The 17,368-nt window shown below is 53.1% G+C and carries 19 protein-coding genes and 1 riboswitch; of the genes, 6 read left to right on the top strand and 13 right to left on the bottom strand.

Features of this window, described 5'->3' with window-relative positions; genetic code table 11:
• Positions 1-1,083: 1,083 nt before the first annotated feature.
• The 8 genes from PGRAT_RS03055 to PGRAT_RS03020 form a co-directional block, all read right to left on the bottom strand.
• Positions 1,084-2,859, bottom strand: a complete 1,776-nt coding sequence (locus PGRAT_RS03055; protein WP_025707963.1) for a SulP family inorganic anion transporter — start codon at positions 2,857-2,859, stop codon at positions 1,084-1,086.
• Positions 2,860-2,968: 109 nt separating this feature from the next.
• Complete coding sequence (locus PGRAT_RS03050) at positions 2,969-3,295, bottom strand: ArsR/SmtB family transcription factor (protein ID WP_020427449.1); 327 nt, start codon at positions 3,293-3,295, stop codon at positions 2,969-2,971.
• A 102-nt stretch (positions 3,296-3,397) separates the two neighbouring features.
• A complete protein-coding gene (locus tag PGRAT_RS03045) occupies positions 3,398-3,775 on the bottom strand; it encodes a hypothetical protein (protein WP_025707964.1) in 378 nt (125 codons plus the stop codon).
• A 62-nt stretch (positions 3,776-3,837) separates the two neighbouring features.
• A complete protein-coding gene (locus tag PGRAT_RS03040; protein WP_042267773.1) occupies positions 3,838-5,454 on the bottom strand; it encodes a phospholipase D-like domain-containing protein in 1,617 nt (538 codons plus the stop codon).
• Positions 5,455-5,695: 241 nt separating this feature from the next.
• Positions 5,696-6,880, bottom strand: coding sequence for a pyridoxal phosphate-dependent aminotransferase (locus PGRAT_RS03035; RefSeq protein WP_042265997.1), 1,185 nt, complete (start codon positions 6,878-6,880; stop codon positions 5,696-5,698).
• 28 nt (positions 6,881-6,908) lie between these two features.
• The gene (locus PGRAT_RS03030; RefSeq protein WP_025709254.1) at positions 6,909-7,205 is read right to left on the bottom strand and encodes a putative quinol monooxygenase; all 297 of its coding nucleotides are present in this window, start codon (positions 7,203-7,205) and stop codon (positions 6,909-6,911) included.
• Between the two features lie 47 nt (positions 7,206-7,252).
• Entirely contained in the window at positions 7,253-7,888 is a 636-nt protein-coding gene (locus tag PGRAT_RS03025) for a nitroreductase family protein (RefSeq protein WP_025709255.1), read from the bottom strand.
• A 35-nt stretch (positions 7,889-7,923) separates the two neighbouring features.
• Entirely contained in the window at positions 7,924-8,358 is a 435-nt protein-coding gene (locus PGRAT_RS03020; protein ID WP_025709256.1) for a MarR family winged helix-turn-helix transcriptional regulator, read from the bottom strand.
• Between the two features lie 164 nt (positions 8,359-8,522).
• Between PGRAT_RS03020 and PGRAT_RS03015 the strand changes: the two genes are divergently transcribed.
• Positions 8,523-9,308 (top strand): carbon-nitrogen family hydrolase, encoded by a 786-nt coding sequence (locus tag PGRAT_RS03015; RefSeq protein WP_042265993.1) that lies wholly within the window; start codon positions 8,523-8,525, stop codon positions 9,306-9,308.
• 492 nt (positions 9,309-9,800) lie between these two features.
• Here PGRAT_RS03015 and PGRAT_RS03010 read toward each other — a convergent pair whose 3' ends face one another.
• On the bottom strand, positions 9,801-11,042 hold the full coding sequence (locus tag PGRAT_RS03010; RefSeq protein ID WP_052415683.1) for a lipoate--protein ligase family protein: 1,242 nt from the start codon (positions 11,040-11,042) through the stop codon (positions 9,801-9,803).
• Between the two features lie 277 nt (positions 11,043-11,319).
• Here PGRAT_RS03010 and PGRAT_RS03005 point away from each other — a divergent pair, with 277 nt between their 5' ends.
• Positions 11,320-12,207 (top strand): CHAD domain-containing protein, encoded by an 888-nt coding sequence (locus PGRAT_RS03005; protein ID WP_025703937.1) that lies wholly within the window; start codon positions 11,320-11,322, stop codon positions 12,205-12,207.
• 233 nt (positions 12,208-12,440) lie between these two features.
• On the opposite strand, the gene PGRAT_RS03000 is transcribed toward PGRAT_RS03005, so the two are convergent.
• From PGRAT_RS03000 to PGRAT_RS02985, 4 genes are all read right to left on the bottom strand, one after another.
• Positions 12,441-12,776, bottom strand: coding sequence for a thioredoxin family protein (locus PGRAT_RS03000; protein ID WP_025703938.1), 336 nt, complete (start codon positions 12,774-12,776; stop codon positions 12,441-12,443).
• Between the two features lie 38 nt (positions 12,777-12,814).
• Positions 12,815-13,177 (bottom strand): MerR family transcriptional regulator, encoded by a 363-nt coding sequence (locus PGRAT_RS02995; protein WP_025703939.1) that lies wholly within the window; start codon positions 13,175-13,177, stop codon positions 12,815-12,817.
• A 197-nt stretch (positions 13,178-13,374) separates the two neighbouring features.
• Positions 13,375-14,010, bottom strand: a complete 636-nt coding sequence (locus PGRAT_RS02990; protein WP_025703940.1) for a ThuA domain-containing protein — start codon at positions 14,008-14,010, stop codon at positions 13,375-13,377.
• A 33-nt stretch (positions 14,011-14,043) separates the two neighbouring features.
• Complete coding sequence (locus PGRAT_RS02985; RefSeq protein ID WP_025703941.1) at positions 14,044-14,766, bottom strand: SDR family NAD(P)-dependent oxidoreductase; 723 nt, start codon at positions 14,764-14,766, stop codon at positions 14,044-14,046.
• Between the two features lie 225 nt (positions 14,767-14,991).
• Between PGRAT_RS02985 and ytxJ the strand changes: the two genes are divergently transcribed.
• The 4 genes from ytxJ (at position 14,992) to PGRAT_RS02965 (ending at position 17,352) form a co-directional block, all read left to right on the top strand.
• Complete coding sequence (gene ytxJ / locus PGRAT_RS02980; RefSeq protein ID WP_025703942.1) at positions 14,992-15,318, top strand: bacillithiol system redox-active protein YtxJ; 327 nt, start codon at positions 14,992-14,994, stop codon at positions 15,316-15,318.
• Positions 15,315-15,557, top strand: a complete 243-nt coding sequence (locus tag PGRAT_RS02975; RefSeq protein WP_025703943.1) for a glutaredoxin family protein — start codon at positions 15,315-15,317, stop codon at positions 15,555-15,557. Before ytxJ ends, PGRAT_RS02975 begins: the two co-directional genes overlap by 4 nt.
• Positions 15,558-16,073: 516 nt before the next feature.
• Positions 16,074-16,243: riboswitch (cyclic di-AMP (ydaO/yuaA leader) on the top strand.
• Between the two features lie 115 nt (positions 16,244-16,358).
• On the top strand, positions 16,359-16,871 hold the full coding sequence (locus PGRAT_RS02970; protein WP_025703944.1) for a hypothetical protein: 513 nt from the start codon (positions 16,359-16,361) through the stop codon (positions 16,869-16,871).
• Between the two features lie 28 nt (positions 16,872-16,899).
• Positions 16,900-17,352 (top strand): hypothetical protein, encoded by a 453-nt coding sequence (locus PGRAT_RS02965; RefSeq protein ID WP_025703945.1) that lies wholly within the window; start codon positions 16,900-16,902, stop codon positions 17,350-17,352.
• The last annotated feature ends 16 nt before the right edge of the window (positions 17,353-17,368 follow it).

The raw sequence follows: 17,368 nt of genomic DNA, 5'->3' as shown, positions 1-17,368 counted from the left end.
GTACAAATTTTTCTATGTCTTGTACAAATCAGGCAGATTTCCGGATATGGAAATAGAGCTGTATCGGCATGTTCGGGCCGAAACAAAGGTAGAAATACCTTTGTTTGGGGCCAGCACCGGCCTGGGGGCGGAAACAAAGGTAAAAATACCTTTGTTTGGGGCCAGCACCGGCCTGGGGGCCTTAAACAAAGGTAAAAATACCTTTGTTTGGGGCCAGCACCGGCCTGGGGGCCGAAACAAAGGTAGAAATACCTTTGTTTGGGGCCAGCATGGGCCTGGGGGCCTTAAACAAAGGTAAAAATACCTTTGTTTGGGGCCAGCTCGGGCCTGGGGGCCGAAACAAAGGTAGAAATACCTTTGTTTGGGGCCAGCACCGGCCTGGGGGCGGAAACAAAGGTAAAAATACCTTTGTTTGGGGCCAGCATGGGCCTGGGGGCCTTAAACAAAGGTAAAAATACCTTTGTTTGGGGCCAGCACCGGCCTGGGGGCCGAAATGAGAGGTAAATGTGCCTTTGATTGCGGCAGTGCGGCAAACCAAGTGGAAAAAGGGAACCTAATTTTCCTCAGAAATCAACAATCGTTAGGTTTATGTGGAAAAACGGAACTTAATTTGGCAATATTTCCTTATTTGAGAGTAAAACGGGGTAAAATAGGGATACTTTTTCCACTAAACCTTCCAGGTTGATTGTACTCAGACAAATTAGTGATACCTTTTCCACCTAACCAGCAATCGAGCGCCAAGAAGATACGTACTCTCCTTACACAACCTTCTTGACACTGCCCGTTCGGGGCAGTAACAAAGGCACAAATACCGTTGATCTGGCTGTTCCCGCACGGGCGGGCAGTATCAAAGGCACAATACCGTTGATCTGGCTGTTCCCGCACAGGCGGGCAGTATCAAAGGCAGAAGTACCTTTGATCTGGCTCAGGGCAGTATCATTGCACTATTCCCGCACAGGCGATATCTCCAAAACAAAAAGGAGCGGTTCCCAATCTAACGGCGGGGGGATCGCTCCTATACTAACTTTTAATATAAGTCCAGTAATCAACAGGGGATAATCCGCCGACTACACTTTTCTGCGCCTACAGCTCTCCGCTCAGCTTGCGCCCCACGGCAGGCACCCGCCCCTTGAAGGTGCTGCGCCCAGACGCTTCATCCAGCCCGGAAAAAGCTGTGCATTCCCTGAAGGCCGCATGACGGCAGCCCAGGCACTTGCTGTGATTGATTACCTTCAGCGCATCATTGATGGCCTCACCGGTGTGTTCATAAAACTGCGTTGCCCCGATTTTGTCATACAATCCGGTCTTTTTGAGCAGCTCCAGCGGCTGGGACTGAATGCCGGAGATCATCAGCCTGCCGCCATCCTCCTGCAATTCCTTCACCAGCCCCGCCAGATTGGCTTCGCCGGTGGTATCGATAAAAGGAACCTTGCCCATCCGGAGCAGAATGACCTTCTGCTTATCCGGCCCGCCTCCCGGCATCGTATTCTCGAACCGGTAGGCGGCGCCGAAGAACAGCGGCCCTTCCACATTATAAATGCCGATCTGCGGGCAATCGTGGCTGTCCGTGACCATATGCGCCCCGACCTTTACCGAGTCGGGGTCAGGAAGCACCTTGGAGACCAGATGGACCTCGCCCATCCGTTTGACGAACAAAACCACAGCCAGCACCAATCCAACCTCCACCGCCACGGTCAGGTCGGCAAAGACGGTCAACAGGAAGGTAATGAACAGCACCAGCGAATCCCCTGTCTTCAGCTTGAGCAGATGAAGGAATTCCTTGCGCTCGCTCATATTCCAGGCCACTACCATCAGAATAGGCGCCATTGCAGCCAGCGGAATACTCGACGCATAAGGAGCAAACAGCAGCAGAATGAGGAATACCACCACACCGTGGATTACACCCGACAAGGGGGAAGCCGCCCCGCTTTTGATATTGGTTGCCGTTCTTGCAATCGCCCCGGTAGCGGGAATCCCGCCGAACAGAGGAGCAGCTATATTGGCAACCCCCTGGCCGATCAGTTCCCGGTTGCTGTTGTGGCGGCTGCCCGACATGCCGTCTGCCACCACTGCGGACAACAGCGACTCAATCGCGCCCAGCATGGCAATTACGAAGGCCGGGCGAAGCAGCAGCTTCACCCGTTCCCAGGTAATAACCGGGAAATGGAAGCTAGGCAGCGTATTCGGGATGTCCCCGTAGGCTGAGCCGATCGTAGTCACCTTGCCGCTGAAGAATAGCGCGGCTATGATGGTTGCGCAGAGCAGCCCAACCAGTGCCCCGGGCACTTTTGGCGCATAACGCATCCCCAGCACCAGCACAGCCAGGCAAATCACCGCTGTCAGAATGCTGTACAGATTGATCGTGGAGAGATGCAGGCCGATCTCCTTCATGTTGTCCACGAAGCTCTCATGGCGCTTCATATCCTTCAGGCCAAGAAAGCTCGCTATCTGCCCGGTGAAAATAATGACCGCAATCCCTGCCGTAAACCCAATCGTTACGGGCCTCGGAATAAACTTGATCAGCACACCGAGCCGGAGCAGCCCCATCAGGACGAGAATGACCCCGGCCATCATCCCGGCCAGCAGCAGGTTCTCATAGCCATACTCCATGGCAATCGCGAACAAAATGGGAATAAACGCACCCGTAGGCCCGCCAATTTGAAACTTTGAACCGCCGAACAGAGAAATGAGAATGCCCGCAACTATGGTTGTATAAATTCCGTACTCCGGCTTGACGCCTGAAGCAATAGCAAATGCCATCCCCAGCGGAATGGCAATAACGCCGACAATGATCCCTGAAATGAGATCCTTACGCAGCGACGCAATATTGTAGCCTTTAAAACGGCCCCGCCCTATCATCCTGTTTTAACCTTCTTTTCTCTGAATATCTGATTATTTGAATATAAGAGCAACATTACTCCTGCAAGCCGCTCTTGTCAACGGGAAATCCGCTCCGGGAGAACCCGGGTCATTCGCTGCGGATTCCCTCCAGAAGAGAGATGGCGTTCACCAGATGATTATCGAATATTTGCTTGGTTACGGCCAGAAGGTCTTTGATCAGGGGATCACGCAGCGAGTAAATCACCGTTGTGCCTTCTTTTACACTGGCTACTACATTTTTGGCGCGGAGCACGGCAAGCTGCTGGGATACGGCGGACCCTTCGGACCCAAGAATCGCCTGCAGCTCATTCACATTTTTTTCACCTTCGCTTAGCAGCTCCAGAATACGAATCCGCATCGGATGAGCCAGCGCCTTAAAAAACTCCGTCTTGAATTGTTGAATATCGCTGTTCATTGAACCTCTGCTCCTCTAGCTTACTTCTTGTTAATGTTTATCTTAGCCTATTTAGCCTGGAGTGGCTATGCCGGCGGTGAATTTATAATGCGAAAACCTTCTTTACAGGTAGACCGGATACAGTCTGATTTCCCGGGTCCGGACTTCCACAACACTGCCCAGCGCCATTGGCTCACCAAGGCATTCGAACATGATCAGTTCCCCGTCCAGCTGCAGGCAGCCGGTTCCATCCTCTTCAATATTGTCCAGCACACCGGTAAGCACAATCTCATTCTCTTCCATGCGGATACCATGCCCCTCTTGGTCCGCCGGAACGATATCCACCCAGCGCATCAGCAGGGCCGGGAGCTCAAATTCCACCACAGCTTCATCACCCGGCTCTACAGGAGGGCCGCACCAGCTGCCTCTTCCTTTGCCGGTTGCCGCTTCAAAAAACACTTCATCCTTTTTCAGGCCTGTCCCTAGTATCTTGATATTCATAGCTTGGCTCCATTTGCTGAGATTTACTGCATATTATACATGACATCCGGCCCGCTGCGCGATCAGGTATAATTCTGTGTTGCTTTATTCACATAGGTGCTGGGGTGCATCCAAGGATGCTTGAAGAATTCCTTTTTATTTGTAATTTTGCGGGATACGCTGAGATCATAGTCAATCATGGCTTTGACTTTTGCAGCAAAAGCCTCCCCCTTCACCAGCAGTCCCAGCTCGAAATCGTGGCAGGCGCTTCTTTCGTTGATGTTATATGAGCCGTGGAACACCGCGCGCGATCTGTGGTCATAGGTGATTTTCCAATGGGAAAAGCGTTCTGTAGCACTGTAGTCATAAAAAGAGACGCCATTGCAAAAAGGGATATACATATTGCTGCGCACTGCCGCACGGTTGGTGGGATGATCATTGACCTCCAGCGGATTGCAGATCGTAAGATGGCAGGAGCTCTCCGGGCCAAGCCCGCCCAGCCGGTCCCAGAATGCCTGGTCAATCAGATACGGGTTCACTATTACAGTCTCTTCGGCGGCGTAAGTGATCAGATCCAGATAATACTGCTGAATCAGATTGACCGGATTTCCCGGAAAGCTAACAAACAACGTACATTCCTCGGAACCCAAATCCGTATTGCCCTCGGGACGGTAAAAGGCATCCCCGGGATCAAAAGAATCTCCCCCGAGCAGCAGCCATCTGGACCGGAACACGGCATTCAGCGGCAGGGCCGCCGCTCCCCGGATGCGGAAGCAGCCGTCATGCCATTCCTCCTCACGGGCCGGCACCCCCATTGGACGCCCGTCAACTTGTACAGAGTCAGAGGTTACAATCGGTGCAGCAAACGTATACTGGTCTCCAAAATTCAGGCTGCCGATGATAGAGGTGATGCCGTCGATGATCATGAATTTGCGGTGGTCAATCACATTCAGACCGGTCAGCTCCACGTCCTCCTGGACTTTATCTTGAAGGAAGAGGATACTCTCAGGTACACCCTGAGCCTTCAATTCAGACCGTTTCCTATGCCACTCCACAGCAGTGTAGTAGGAATTGAACGTATCCTGCAGCTTAGCTCCCGCTTTCTTCAGCCGGTCTGAGATTTCGCTGAATTTCCCGACCTCGAGGTTATGTCCATACCCAAGCGCAGTGACGGTGTAATTCACCATAATGCGAACCTGAACTCCCCGCTCCAGCGCGCGCAGCAGCGCGTCCGCGATCCGGTTGCCCGAATCATCATTAAAAAACAGCATGACGGACAGATGAATATAACGACGGGCCTTGCCGATCTCCTCCAGAAGCATTTCCAGGCACTGCGGACCGTTCACATAGGCGTCCACCCGGTTATGGCGGGTGGTCTGCGGAGCCAGTGCCCGAAGCTTGCCGGAATCCAGCACTCGGACCTCAGCGGCAAGCTGTTCAAGCAGCCCCGTACTGAAGCCCGGCAGTTCAGAGAGCTGCCCGATCTCCGTAATCACACCGCCGATTTCCTGGCGGTATGCGCGGGCAGCACCTTCCTCCAGCACCGTGGCCATCAATGATGTAAGCCGTTCCGCCGGACCGGCAACCGCCTCCAGTGAGCCGCCGGATATATAATAATTCACAACATCAACAATATCCCGCTGCAGTCCTTCATTCCCTCCTTCGGGAAGCAGTCTGCTGTTCCTATGTATATTTCTCACGGCAAGTTCCTCCATCCATTCTAAGATATGCAGCCGGTTCATGACGAACAACCTTGAGTCAGACTAATTAGGCTATGCTTAGATACCCCGGATGCGCCGTTTATAAACGTCAACCCGCTTGGAGTTCTACCCTTCCCCTTCAGCCGGCTGAGCAAAAAGCAGGGGGAGTTTCCAAAGCCTGTACGGCTCCCGGAACTCCCCCTGCTGAAAGAATACTTATTCATGATATTCCGGCAGCCTATCACCGGCCTGGAGCAAAAAGCTTCAACCCTGCGATCCGTTTCACAGCTTCCGCCAGCCGGGCTTCATCGCTGACCAGACCTACCCGCACATAGCCTTCGCCGTATTCGCCGAAGCCGATCCCCGGCGCCACTACCACATGGGCCTCATCCAGCAGCAGATCGGCAAAGCTCTGGGAGGTGTAGCCTGCAGGAACCGGAAGCCAGGCAAAAAATGAACCGCCTGGAGCTTCTACCTTCCAGCCAAGCTCGCGCAACCCGCCGATCAGAAGATTCCGCCTTGCTTCATATCGGTCCAGGTTCTCCTGGACACAGACCTGGGCACCTGTCAATGCTGCGGCTGCCGCTTCCTGAACCGCACCGAACAGGCTGACGTACATATGATCCTGCAGCAGGTTCAGGCTCTCAATAACACTGGCATTTCCGACAGCAAACGCTACCCGCCACCCGGCCATATTGTAAGTTTTGGATAAAGTATATATTTCAATGCCGTTGTCCTTCGCTCCCGGCGTCTGAAGATAGCTGGGCGGACGTACTCCATCATAGCCGATTGCGGCATAGGCGAAATCATGGACCACACAAAGATTATGCTGTCCGGCAAACTTCACTGTATCGCGGAAAAATGCCTCCGTAGCCACGGCTCCCGTCGGATTGTTCGGATAGTTCAGGAACATCAGCTTCGCCTTGTCTGCCGCCTCCGGGCATATAGTGCCGTAATCGGGCAAAAAGCCGTTCTCCGCAGTCAGCGGCATCATCTCCATGGCCGCACGGGCCAGTTCAATTCCCGACCAGTAATCGGGATATCCAGGGTCCGGTACGAGTGCGGTATCCCCCGGGTTCAGCAGGCACTGGACCACTTCGACCAGTCCGGTTTTGCCGCCGAACAGGACCGCAACCTCGCTGTCCGGCTCAAGTCTCACTCCATATTCACGATCGTAGAATCCGGCTACTGCTTCCTTCAGGTAGCGGTGGCCGCGAAACGGCGGATATTTATGGTTGAGGGGATTGGCCGCTGCCGCCTGCAAGGCCTCGACAATGTGCGCTGGCGTAGGCATATCGGGATTCCCCTGTCCCAGATTGATCACGTCATGCCCTGCCGCCGAAGCTATACCCGCTCTGGCTACAAGGGCGGCAAAAAACTGCTTGGGCAAGGACTGCAACACCGTTGAAGGCTCAAAATGCTTCACTGCAGGTATTCCCCTCTCCGGCTGTAATTTATTTGCTTACAGGCTCGGCGTTATACTCCTTAACATCCAGCGGAGCCGTCAGGAACTCCGGCGCTTTCGCCGCAAAACCGGTGAAGTGGGAACTTGTATTATGACTGGCTACAGCCTCCATATCGCGCCAGGTTTCCACCATGATGTAGGTATTGTCCTGTTCGAAATGATTGTACAGCTCGTAAGAAAGGTTGCCTTCCTCCTGATGGGTTGCGGCCAGAAGTTGTTTTGCCTCAGCCAGAAATTTCTCCTTAAGTGCGGGATTGACTTGCATTACAGCATGAATAATGATCATTGTGGTGACCTCCTAAACGTTTTGTGTGCTTAAGCAGCTTAACAGTCTTATTTCCACTGTGCAATGGTGTCGATAGGCAGACGGACAGATGCATAACCAGCTTCAGCGGCTTTGCCGATCGAAATCAGCATGACCGGGATATAGCGCTCTTTGTCCATTCCGAACACTTTTGCAATCTGGTCTTTTTCGAAGCCGCCGATAGGGTTGGTATCATAGCCGTGGGCACGGGCTGCCAGCATCAGCTGCATGGAGGCCAGCCCCCCGTCGATCATAATGGTTTCTCTGTTCACAGCTGCCGGCAGATTCGCAAAATGCGCACCCAGCGCGGCAAGCTGTCTTTCTTTTACTTCAACAGGCATCAGTCCGCGTTCTACAGCCGTTCCGTAAATTTCTTCGGCATAATCGAAATTATTCATATCCACAAAAACTGCGATAACAGCCGCAGAAGTCTCTACCTGCTGCTGGTTGAATTTAGCCAGTGGCGCCAGCTTGGCTTTGCCCTCAGCACTTTCGATCACCAGAAAACGCCAAGGCTGCATGTTCACCGAAGAAGGCGCGAGCGTTGCTTCAGTAAGAATTTCGGTCATTTCCGCTTTGCTGATTTTGACGGATGGATCATATTTGCGGATCGAGCGGCGTCCTGTGATAATACTTGTAAAATCATTAGTTTGCGTAGTGTTCATAAATAACAAGCTCCTTTGAGGTTGGTTTATAGTTTTTATGGCTGCAGCAAATTGATATTATGCTGCAGCCGGGCAAGCATATCCGCGAGCGTTGCGCGCTCCTGTTCATTAAATCCTGCGAGCAAATTGGCAATAAAACGGTTTTTCTCTTCCCTGTAAGAGCGGATTTTATCCCTGCCCTGCGCAGTCAGCGAGACCAGAGTCACTCTGTTGTCATCGGGATTGTTGCGCCGGGAGATCATACCGTTCTCCTCCAGTCCCTTCAGGTGGCGGGTGACAGCCGCAGCATCGATATCCACATGCTTTTGCAGGGAAATCTGGCTGATCTCAGTAACCTGGAACAGCTCATGAAGCAGACGGAGCCGGGTGGGACTAATGCCCGCACAGCGCTCGAAGGTTGGTGTAATTGCTTTATTCAGCGCCTGCAGGCGATCAAAAATGCGGTCTTCCTCAGACAGATGTTCAGTCAAGATTAACCCCCTAACACAAATAGATTGCGCAAAATATTTTTGACAATCATCACTTTACACCTTTATACTTGACCCGTCAACTAATATTCGCACTCCATTCAATTCTTGCCGCGCCAGCCCCTTCTCCGTAGAATCAAATTATCCTAATCCATAAAAAAAGGAGTCTGATCATGAAAATCTCCCTGCTTCAGCTCGATATAGCATTTGGCAATCCCCAGGTGAATTATGCTGCGGCCGAACGTAAAATCCGCGAGGCTGCCGCTCAAGGCACAGATTGTGTCATCCTCCCGGAACTGTGGACGACCGGTTATGATTTGACCCGGCTAGCCGAAATTGCCGATCCTGAGGGTAATGCCACCAAGGCGTTGATGTCCGGCCTGGCCCGCCAACTTGGCATCCATATTGTAGCCGGCTCCGTTGCCAGTAAGTACGACAACGGCATTACCAACAGCATGTATGTGTTCAACCGTACCGGGGAACTCGCCGGAGAGTACAGCAAGCTGCATCTGTTCCGGCTGATGGATGAGCATCTGTATCTGCAGCCTGGGGCAGCCAAAGGGCTGTTCACTCTGGACGGAGCAAGCTGCGCCGGGTTGATCTGCTATGATATCCGCTTTCCCGAATGGGTCCGTGCCCATACAGCGTCCGGTGCCGAGACGCTGTTCATCAGCGCCGAATGGCCGCTGCCGCGTCTCGCCCATTGGCGAGCCCTGCTGGTCAGCCGGGCCATTGAAAACCAATGTTATGTCATAGCGTGCAACCGTGCAGGCGAGGACCCGTCGAACACCTTTGCAGGTCATTCGATGATTATTGATCCATGGGGAGAGGTAATCTGTGAAGCCTCGGGAGGGGAGGAAATTCTAAGCGGAGTGATAGATTTGCAGAAGGTGCGGGAGGTCCGGGCACAGATTCCGGTTTTTTCCGACCGGAGGCCGGAGCTGTATCATTAATCTTCATAGCGGCCACACGGGGAGGGGCGCTTGCAAGGGCAACCCTGCCTGTAAGTTTGCAGAATTGCCAGCCATCTTACGTGAAAAGTTGCCCGGAATCCATTGCCGCTGACCAAAGTGGAAAAAGTAAACCTAATCCGGGCCTTTTGTCATCCTGCGGGTCCCCAGTGGGAAAAAATAAACTTAAAGGAGCCGCTTGGCTCTACATGTAGCAGATTAGCCGGAAATAAGGATACAAATTCCCACTAAATACCGCTGCGCAGCGAGTTCAGGCCTATATAGTTATCCTAATTCCACTTAGTGCTCAGCGGGTCATTGGCTGTCTTTTCTTACACCCGCATATGATCTTTTCCCGATAGCGAAAGCGGATCTAGAGCCTGAATGGCCTGCTTCCATTCTTGCATTGCAAAAGTGCCGTCCCTGCTGAACTCACAGCAGAGACGGCACTTTTGGGACTGGCCGGTGATGCTCTATACACCAGCCTTCAGACTGCTAGCGGGCGTAGCGCTCCCGCAGCACCCTTGCAGCCTCCAGTACGCGTGGATCAGCGTACTGGAGGCTGTACCCTGCAGTCTGCCGCAGCTGGACGGCAGACTGCAGATGGACGCCGCGCCGGGCCAAGGCCTGGCGGAATCCTTCGGCGAACGCTGCCGCCGAAGCCGGTCCGCCAAGCTCGCTGAGCGCGGCCAGGGTCTGCGGGATGACGCGCGGATAAGCAAGCGCATCAGCCCCGTCCGCGGCAGTGTCGTAGAAGCCGCGGATCAACTGCCCGCGCTCCAGCCCGGAGCCGGAGACGATTACGAACGCGTGCACGAAGTACGCGCTGCTCTGCCTACGCTGGGCAATGCCGCAGAATTTGCGGCCGCCGATGGCCAGATCGAAGTCGCCCGGGCAATATGACCCGGCGACCTCGCCCGCCTGGATCTGGGCCGCCGCCTGCGGATGGCTGACCCTGACGGCTTCTGTGATCAGCGAAGCCAGCAGCCGGAAATCATCGTGGAAGTCCAGCTTCCCCGGACTTTTACGGAGCAGCAGCGACACGTTGACGACCCCGGCATCCAGCGGCACAGCCGCGCCGCCGGAATGCCGGACCGCCGTGCGGTAGCCCTTTCCTTCCAGTTCGGCCATCGCTTCAGCTGCCCGGGGCAGCTTGCTGTCCCGCAAGCCCAGTGCTACGCCACCGGGATGGCTCCACAGATGTATAGACGGCGGAACGAGGCCCGCTCCCACATCCCGGCAAAGCGTCTCCTCGAACGCAAACGGGAGCAGCATATCTCCGCCAGCCTCCTCGGCTGTATTAAATGCTCCTGCGGCTCCTCCACTCGCGGGACGGCTGGAATCCGTACTTCCCGGTGAAGCTTTCAGTTCCGCCAAGTGCTCAAAAAGCACCATAACCGGCGGAAGCACACCCGCTGACAACTGTCCTTGTCCCTGCACTAACCCCTGTCCCTCCACTTGTCCTTGTCCCTGGACTTGCTTCTGTACCTGCACTAGCCCCTGTCCCTGCACTTGTCCTTGTCCCTGCACTTGCCCCTGTCCTTCTAAATGCCCGTGCTCTTCATCTTGCCTTATAACTTGCCCTATTACTTGCTCTTTCCTAGTTTCTTCACTTACTCCTGCCCGTCCTCCCCCGCCGGCCTCTGCTTCTGTCCTCGCACTTGTCCCTGCACCATTCCCAGCCCGGGCCCCTGCCCTTGCCTCACGCTGGTCCATCTCGTTATGTTCCCCGCTCATCTATATACCTCCCGCAGTCCATTCGCTTCTTTCATTCGGAAAATGCGGCATATAGCCCAATTTCGCCTTGAAAGCTGCTGTCGAACGTTCCGTTTTTTTGTCTTATTATAAGAATACCAACTATATTCCCATTGTAACCGATGAGCAGTCCGGCAGCGAAGCCCCGTCCGATATCCGTATTTGAAATGAGGTCATGATAGCGTTATCCTTAGGGTATAAGTGCCGCAAATGCCCCCAGAGTTCATGCAAGACACAACCTTCTAAGGAGTGATGAAGCATGACAGACCTGCAAGTAGTGAAGGAACGCCAAATCAGCAAAGCCAGGCAATGGGAGCTGGCGCTGAACAAGCTATATATCAATTTTTGCGATTACAGCAAAGACGTACTGAAGTCATTCGGTGATGAGGATATTCATCAGGCCAGAGTGAACTGCCGCAAGCTCCTGACACTGCTGTCCATACTTGACCCGGAGCATGTAGTTACAGCAGATCTGTACAGTACTCTCAAACAGGCGCAAAAAAGACTCGGCAAGGTCAGAGACGCCGATGTGCTGATCGCCTCTTTCAAGGACAGACATAATCAGGCCAAGGAAGCCGGAGAGGCCAAAACCGCCAAACTGCTGAAGGCTGTCATCCGGCATCAAAAGGATAAGCGGAAAAAGTACCGCAAGAAGCTGGCAGCCGGGCTGCCCAAGCTGAGCGGCAAAGCGCTGAACGAGCAGTGGGAGGCCTTTCTTAGCCGTGATCTCGAAGCACTGGCGTCTAAAAGGGATGCGAATGTCGTCATGCGCGAGCTGGAGGTCGCATTCGAGCAGAAGAAAAAGGCCTGCAAAACCCTCTTCAAGGGTCCCGGGGCCGAATCTAAGGAGTCCTTCGACGCACTGCATGAGCTGCGGATCGCCGCTAAGGAACTGCGGTATACCGCCAGTGCCGCTAGCTTTGCGCTGAGCCAGAAATTCCATGCCCACGAAGACATTTATAAAGAGATTCAGGAACAGCTTGGCATCATTAACGATAAACGGGTATGGCTGGAAATTCTCCAATCCATCGGACGCGAGGAGCTGGGGGCCGGCCGCAAGGTCTGGGCTGCATTTACAGACAGCCTCAGTGCTGAAGTCCTTGAAGCGCTGCACCACAATGAGGTCGTCCAGTTTCCCGGCACTTGAGATTTTTTCATTTCGGGCCAACTCGTAACTGCCGGAAATGCTTGGACTTCCATTGCTCACTTTTTTAGTTTGGTCCCTATTTTATGCAGAAAAAGGAGGAAGCCAGCACCAGGCGGCTTCCTCCTTTTTTTGTCATTACGCCAGAAGTGATGATCCTCACCCTAATTCCCTTCAAAACAACGGCACTTTTGACGTTGTTTATGCTCCGCCAGGTGCCGCCAGGGTTGCTGTCTTTACCGGCTGTTCACGGCGGCAAAGCGGTCCAGCACACCCTGATAGGCTGATTTCGGCCGCAGGCCTACCAGCTTTTCCATAGGCTGTCCCCCGTTGTATACAATCACGGTAGGCAGGCCCATGACTCCTGCTTCTGCAGCCAGCTCCGGCAGAACATCACAATTCACTTTAAGAATCGTGACATTGCTGCCATACTCCTCATCCAGCTCCTCCAGGACCGGCAGAAGCGTCTGGCAAGGCGGGCACCAAGGCGCGCCGTAATCTACCAGTACAGTCCCTCCTTCGCGCAGCCGCATCCGCAGCGTATCGGCATGTTCCGTATTTACAACAGCCATCGTTAATTCCTCCTCCACCTATTCTGTATCGTTTCAGGTCATTCTGATTCCTTCTGCTCCTGCTGAATGGAAGCAATCCTCTCCTCCAGATTTGACTTGATCTGGTTCAGCTGCAGCAGCTGGCGTTCAATATCCTCCAGCTTGCTGCGGTACAGCGGCATTACTTCCGCACAAAAGGCCTCTTTTTTCATCAGTACACAATTTAAAAAACCGGCGATTTCCTCCGTCGATAAACCCAGATTCAAATACAGCTTGATCGTCTCCACCGTCTCCACGGCAAGCGGCGAATACTCGCGGTATCCATTGGCCTTACGGAGCGGGGTAATCAGACCCTGACGCTCATAATATCGCAGTGACCGGATGCTAACACCCGTCCGTTCTGCAAGCTCACCTATTTTCATGGCATGTTCTCCCCGGGGTTCATGAGAAATGGTCTGATCATAGTATAAACCCTGACACCAGTGTCAGGGTCAAGACTTTTTTATTCATCTTTTTGCGCGCAGCGGCTGCAAAAGCAAGAATCCGGCTGCAGCCTAAGGCTTCATCCGGATTCTTCACAATTCTGCTTATGTTATGCACTTCGCCGCATGGGCAAGAGCTACAGCAGTCCTGCTGCCCATAGACCGCCTCTCCTAATCATCTGCCGGAAGGGTCCGACCGAAAAGGAAGGAAGATGGTGGCCTGGCATGAGATATACAACACGCCCTTGACCGAATGCATGACACCAGGCTGCCGCCCGCATCGCACCCCCATGCAGATACTCTGCCAGTATTGTCGTTTCAAAATGCGGCTGCATGTCAAAATAATACGGCTCGTCCTCGATCACAAAGTCAGTGATGCCCTCCATAATGGGATGCCCGGCTGCGGAGACCGTCATGTGAAGCGAAGTGTACGCCGGATGGTGGGTAAAGCGGGCTCCTAGCATCACACCCAGCTCCTGGTTCCGCTGCAGCGAGATTCCATTATGCACCACCAGCAGTCCGCCGCCGCTTGCCACGTAAGAGAGCAGACTGCCGCTTTGTTCAGGAGCTATTTTGTGATCCGAAAATTCTGTATACGCTATCACAAGCTTGTAGTCCGATAAGCTGTCCTTACTCAGCAGACGGTAATCTTCGGTGGATTTCACCTGCAGTTCTCCGGCCAACAGCTCCTCAAATACGCGGTCCACACCGGCAAACGGATGATACTTCACCTCCGTATAGCTTCCAAGCGCAAGTGCCTTGAACTCTCCCATTTCCATTCACACCTTTCTTCCGGAAAAATTGTACTACCAGGGCCATGGTTCCCCTTGAAAATCAAGAAAAACCGGCTCCTTCCCCATATGTGCCTTGTGATCCTCCACAATACTCATAATTTTGCTCGCGGATTCTTCAGGCGGTATAGGCGCTGCCTCATTTTTCTCGCCGCTCATATAGGACTGCAGCCAGCCAGGATGGAAGACCATGACCTGGCCCCCCATCACCCGCAGATGATTATGCATCAGGGAAGACTGCATATTAAGCGCTGCCTTAGACATACAATAACCGTACATGTTAATCCGCTGGTTACGGCTGATACTGCCGGCTTCAGAGGATATGTTCACAATTAACTTTTGTTTCCCCTGCAGCAGAAGGCCCATCAGAGCATTGCTGACCCGCAGGGAACCAAGCGTATTGACATTATAAATGTGCGCCATCGCCGTGTCATCCATATCCACCAGTATGGTGGCATCGTCCGCCCGGTCAATCACTCCGGCATTGTTGATAATCAGATCCAGATGACCCGTGCATCCGGCAATGCTGCGTGCTGCACGCTTTACGCTTTCGCTGCTGCCGATATCCAGCGGAATCAGATTCAAATGGTCCTGATATTGTGCCTGCAGCGCTTCCAGGGCGTGAGATTCCTCAAGGTACTGCCCGGCGAACACCTTATATTTATTCTCCAAAAGCCAGCGCACAAGGAAAAATCCAAGTCCCCGGTCAGCACCAGTAACACAAGCGACCCTTTTCATGAATTTGGACACTCCTTCAACTTAAGAATCATACACTTGTTACCGCTATCATCCCATACACATTAGCATGGCACTTGGCTTTTTTCAACGTCCTGCACTGGACTGTCCGGATCGGCAGCACGGCGGATTCTTTCTTTTGACTTAATTTTTAACTATGTTACAATCAGAAATATCATTGTTAACAACCGAATTGTTAGCAAACTAAAAATCTCAGGAGGGATTCCAATGTCCATAGCACAAATTCACAGTGTCGACGAATTGCATCAATACATTGCACAGCCCGGTAAAAAGCTGCTGTTCAAGCACAGCACCACCTGCCCGATCAGCGCCAAGGCCAATGAAGAATTCCGGGCCTATGTCCAAAGCTCCGGCACCCCTGCAGCCGTGGTCCATGTGATTGAAGACCGTCCAGTCTCCAACCAGATCGCCGAGGACTTCGGCATCAAACATGAGTCTCCGCAAATTTTCCTGCTCGAAGACGGCGAGGTCCGCTGGAACACTTCCCATTGGAAGATCACCCGGGATGCCATTCAGGAAGCTGTGAACCTATGAGCCAACCTGTCATTATCTATTCAACCGCAAACTGCAGTGACTGCAACCAAGTGAAGCAACTGATGAAGGAACAGGGCGTTCCTTTTGAAGTAAGAGATGTTATGACCAGCACGGCTTATCAGGAAGAGGTGGAGAAGCTCGGTTTCATGGGTGTTCCCGTTACAGTATCGGGAGCTCATGCCGTCAAAGGCTTCAATCTGCCTGAGCTTAAGGAGCTTATTTCAGCAGCAGCCCGGTAATGCGCCGGAGCTTCTTTGGGCCAGCAGAGCTGGCGTAAAGAAGACCGGCGGGGCTTTTCCATGGAAGCTGATTCAGGTCCTTTCGGGGGATTCAGGAATGATTTGGGCCTGAATCCCCTTTTTTGCTGCCGATGAAACCTGCACTTGATTAAATGCCGCAATTGCCAAAATAATGCTGGCGACCGCCGGTTTTGCTTCATGTAGCGCTTACTTTGCCTTCTGACTCTCTATTGCTCCGGATTACTCGTCTTTGGACCGCTTCACAGAAACCCGGCTGAACTTTGAAAATCCGGTCTTTTTGCCGAGGCTCAACGCTTCCAAGCCCCTTTTTTCATAAAAAATAAAAACCGGCGTGCGAATGAGATAATTGGCCGATAAACGGCAACATATATGGTTTTATCCGTTTATTTCCTGCGAATTCCGGGATTTCAACGTTAATTTACGCCGCATTTCCCTTTTTCTTTTTTACAAAGAACCGCATGAAAGAGTATGATTCGATTTGAACTTATTCATGAAAACCAATCAACGCTGAATTCCCGCCACGCGGGAAACGGGGGAACCACCAGGCCACAAGCCTACTTGGGGTGAATCCGAAGGGGACTGCACCCATGCAGTCTCACTAGGCAGGGCGACTCTCACCGCCCGAATCCGACAGCTAACTCCGTAAGCGTATAGAGAGAGAACTTGATCCGCCACGCTTTTGCGCCAGGTTTATTTCAGCCTGTTACCAGAGCCGCAGCAGAGGTCCTCCTCTGCCTGCGGCTTTTTGTGTGGAGATCAAGGAGAAGGAGGAAGTGAGCAATGGAGTCACGCCGGTTGTTGCGTATAGAAATATGGGTATTCGATGCTCCCTGGCCAGTAAGCCCCGGGCCGGATCAGGCCGGAAATTGCCGTTACGGCCTCCTGAAGCTGACCTGCCCGGCAGGGCATAGCTGGTCACAGGGACTGCTATGGGAAGAGAAGCGGGTTGACCTGATCCAATGGAGCAGCTTCCTGCGCAGTATCCGCCGCTGCCGCCTTGAGGAGGCGATACAAATTGTAGACCGCTTAGGTCCCCGGTGGGAGCAGTCTCAGCGGAATCTGGTATCGAATGCACTGCTGCATCTAAAAGCAAAGCTTCAAGGGAAATTTATTGATACGCAGGTTCAGACAGACTACTCTTATTACCACTCCGTGCTGGCTGCCGGCGGTAAATCAAGTGCGGGAAGAATGTACTATAGACCCTCACGAACACTGCAGCTCCAGCAGGCCTGGCCAGAGCCGGATCCGGCAGAACTCATTAACAAATCTATCGCTTATTATTCTATTCTATAGTTTCTTATTCAGAAAGGACTGTGAGAACATGCCCGATCCCTTATCACGCACGTCGGCTTCAACAGCCGGATTTGCCGAGTATATTGAGAAGTACAGCGGGAATATCTACATGCTCAGCAGGCTGCTGCTCGGGCAGGGGGCCGAAGCAGAGGAGGCTGCGGTGAAGAGCTTCACGGAGCTTTATGAGCCGTATCTGCGTACAGGCTGTGACGCGCAGAGCTTCTCCCTCCAGGCCTACCGTGAATGCATCCGCTGTTGCTCCCGGATTGCCCAAGGCCGCAAGTCCCGTATTTCGGCCTGCCTGTCCTGGGAGGACCAGCTTGTGCATGCGCTCCGGTATGGCCTGCGCCTGTCCCTTACGGACATCAGTCTAATCCTCAGGATGAACCTGCCTGAGCTCAAGGCACAGATCCGGCAGATGCGCGAGCAACTGGCTGCACATGAAGCCGAAACGCCAACAGCCAGTTTATCCGTTGGATAAACTGGTGCGGCTTTTG

The organism is Paenibacillus graminis (assembly GCF_000758705.1).
In the GTDB taxonomy this organism is placed as follows: domain Bacteria; phylum Bacillota; class Bacilli; order Paenibacillales; family Paenibacillaceae; genus Paenibacillus_AQ; species Paenibacillus_AQ graminis.
The sequence above is the reverse complement of the archived record's forward strand: the minus strand, read 5'-3'. Positions and strand labels throughout refer to the sequence as shown.

Excerpts from the sequence above, each read along its gene's own strand:
- PGRAT_RS03055 (WP_025707963.1), bottom strand. The coding sequence starts at position 2,859 with ATGATAGGGCGGGGCCGTTTTAAAGGCTACAATATTGCGTCGCTGCGT.
- PGRAT_RS03050 (WP_020427449.1), bottom strand. The coding sequence starts at position 3,295 with ATGAACAGCGATATTCAACAATTCAAGACGGAGTTTTTTAAGGCGCTG.
- PGRAT_RS03045 (WP_025707964.1), bottom strand. The coding sequence starts at position 3,775 with ATGAATATCAAGATACTAGGGACAGGCCTGAAAAAGGATGAAGTGTTT.
- PGRAT_RS03030 (WP_025709254.1), bottom strand. The coding sequence starts at position 7,205 with ATGATCATTATTCATGCTGTAATGCAAGTCAATCCCGCACTTAAGGAG.
- PGRAT_RS03025 (WP_025709255.1), bottom strand. The coding sequence starts at position 7,888 with ATGAACACTACGCAAACTAATGATTTTACAAGTATTATCACAGGACGC.
- PGRAT_RS03010 (WP_052415683.1), bottom strand. The coding sequence starts at position 11,042 with ATGAGCGGGGAACATAACGAGATGGACCAGCGTGAGGCAAGGGCAGGG.
- PGRAT_RS03005 (WP_025703937.1), top strand. The coding sequence starts at position 11,320 with ATGACAGACCTGCAAGTAGTGAAGGAACGCCAAATCAGCAAAGCCAGG.
- PGRAT_RS03000 (WP_025703938.1), bottom strand. The coding sequence starts at position 12,776 with ATGGCTGTTGTAAATACGGAACATGCCGATACGCTGCGGATGCGGCTG.
- PGRAT_RS02995 (WP_025703939.1), bottom strand. The coding sequence starts at position 13,177 with ATGAAAATAGGTGAGCTTGCAGAACGGACGGGTGTTAGCATCCGGTCA.
- PGRAT_RS02990 (WP_025703940.1), bottom strand. The coding sequence starts at position 14,010 with ATGGGAGAGTTCAAGGCACTTGCGCTTGGAAGCTATACGGAGGTGAAG.
- PGRAT_RS02985 (WP_025703941.1), bottom strand. The coding sequence starts at position 14,766 with ATGAAAAGGGTCGCTTGTGTTACTGGTGCTGACCGGGGACTTGGATTT.
- ytxJ (WP_025703942.1), top strand. The coding sequence starts at position 14,992 with ATGTCCATAGCACAAATTCACAGTGTCGACGAATTGCATCAATACATT.
- PGRAT_RS02975 (WP_025703943.1), top strand. The coding sequence starts at position 15,315 with ATGAGCCAACCTGTCATTATCTATTCAACCGCAAACTGCAGTGACTGC.
- PGRAT_RS02970 (WP_025703944.1), top strand. The coding sequence starts at position 16,359 with ATGGAGTCACGCCGGTTGTTGCGTATAGAAATATGGGTATTCGATGCT.
- PGRAT_RS02965 (WP_025703945.1), top strand. The coding sequence starts at position 16,900 with ATGCCCGATCCCTTATCACGCACGTCGGCTTCAACAGCCGGATTTGCC.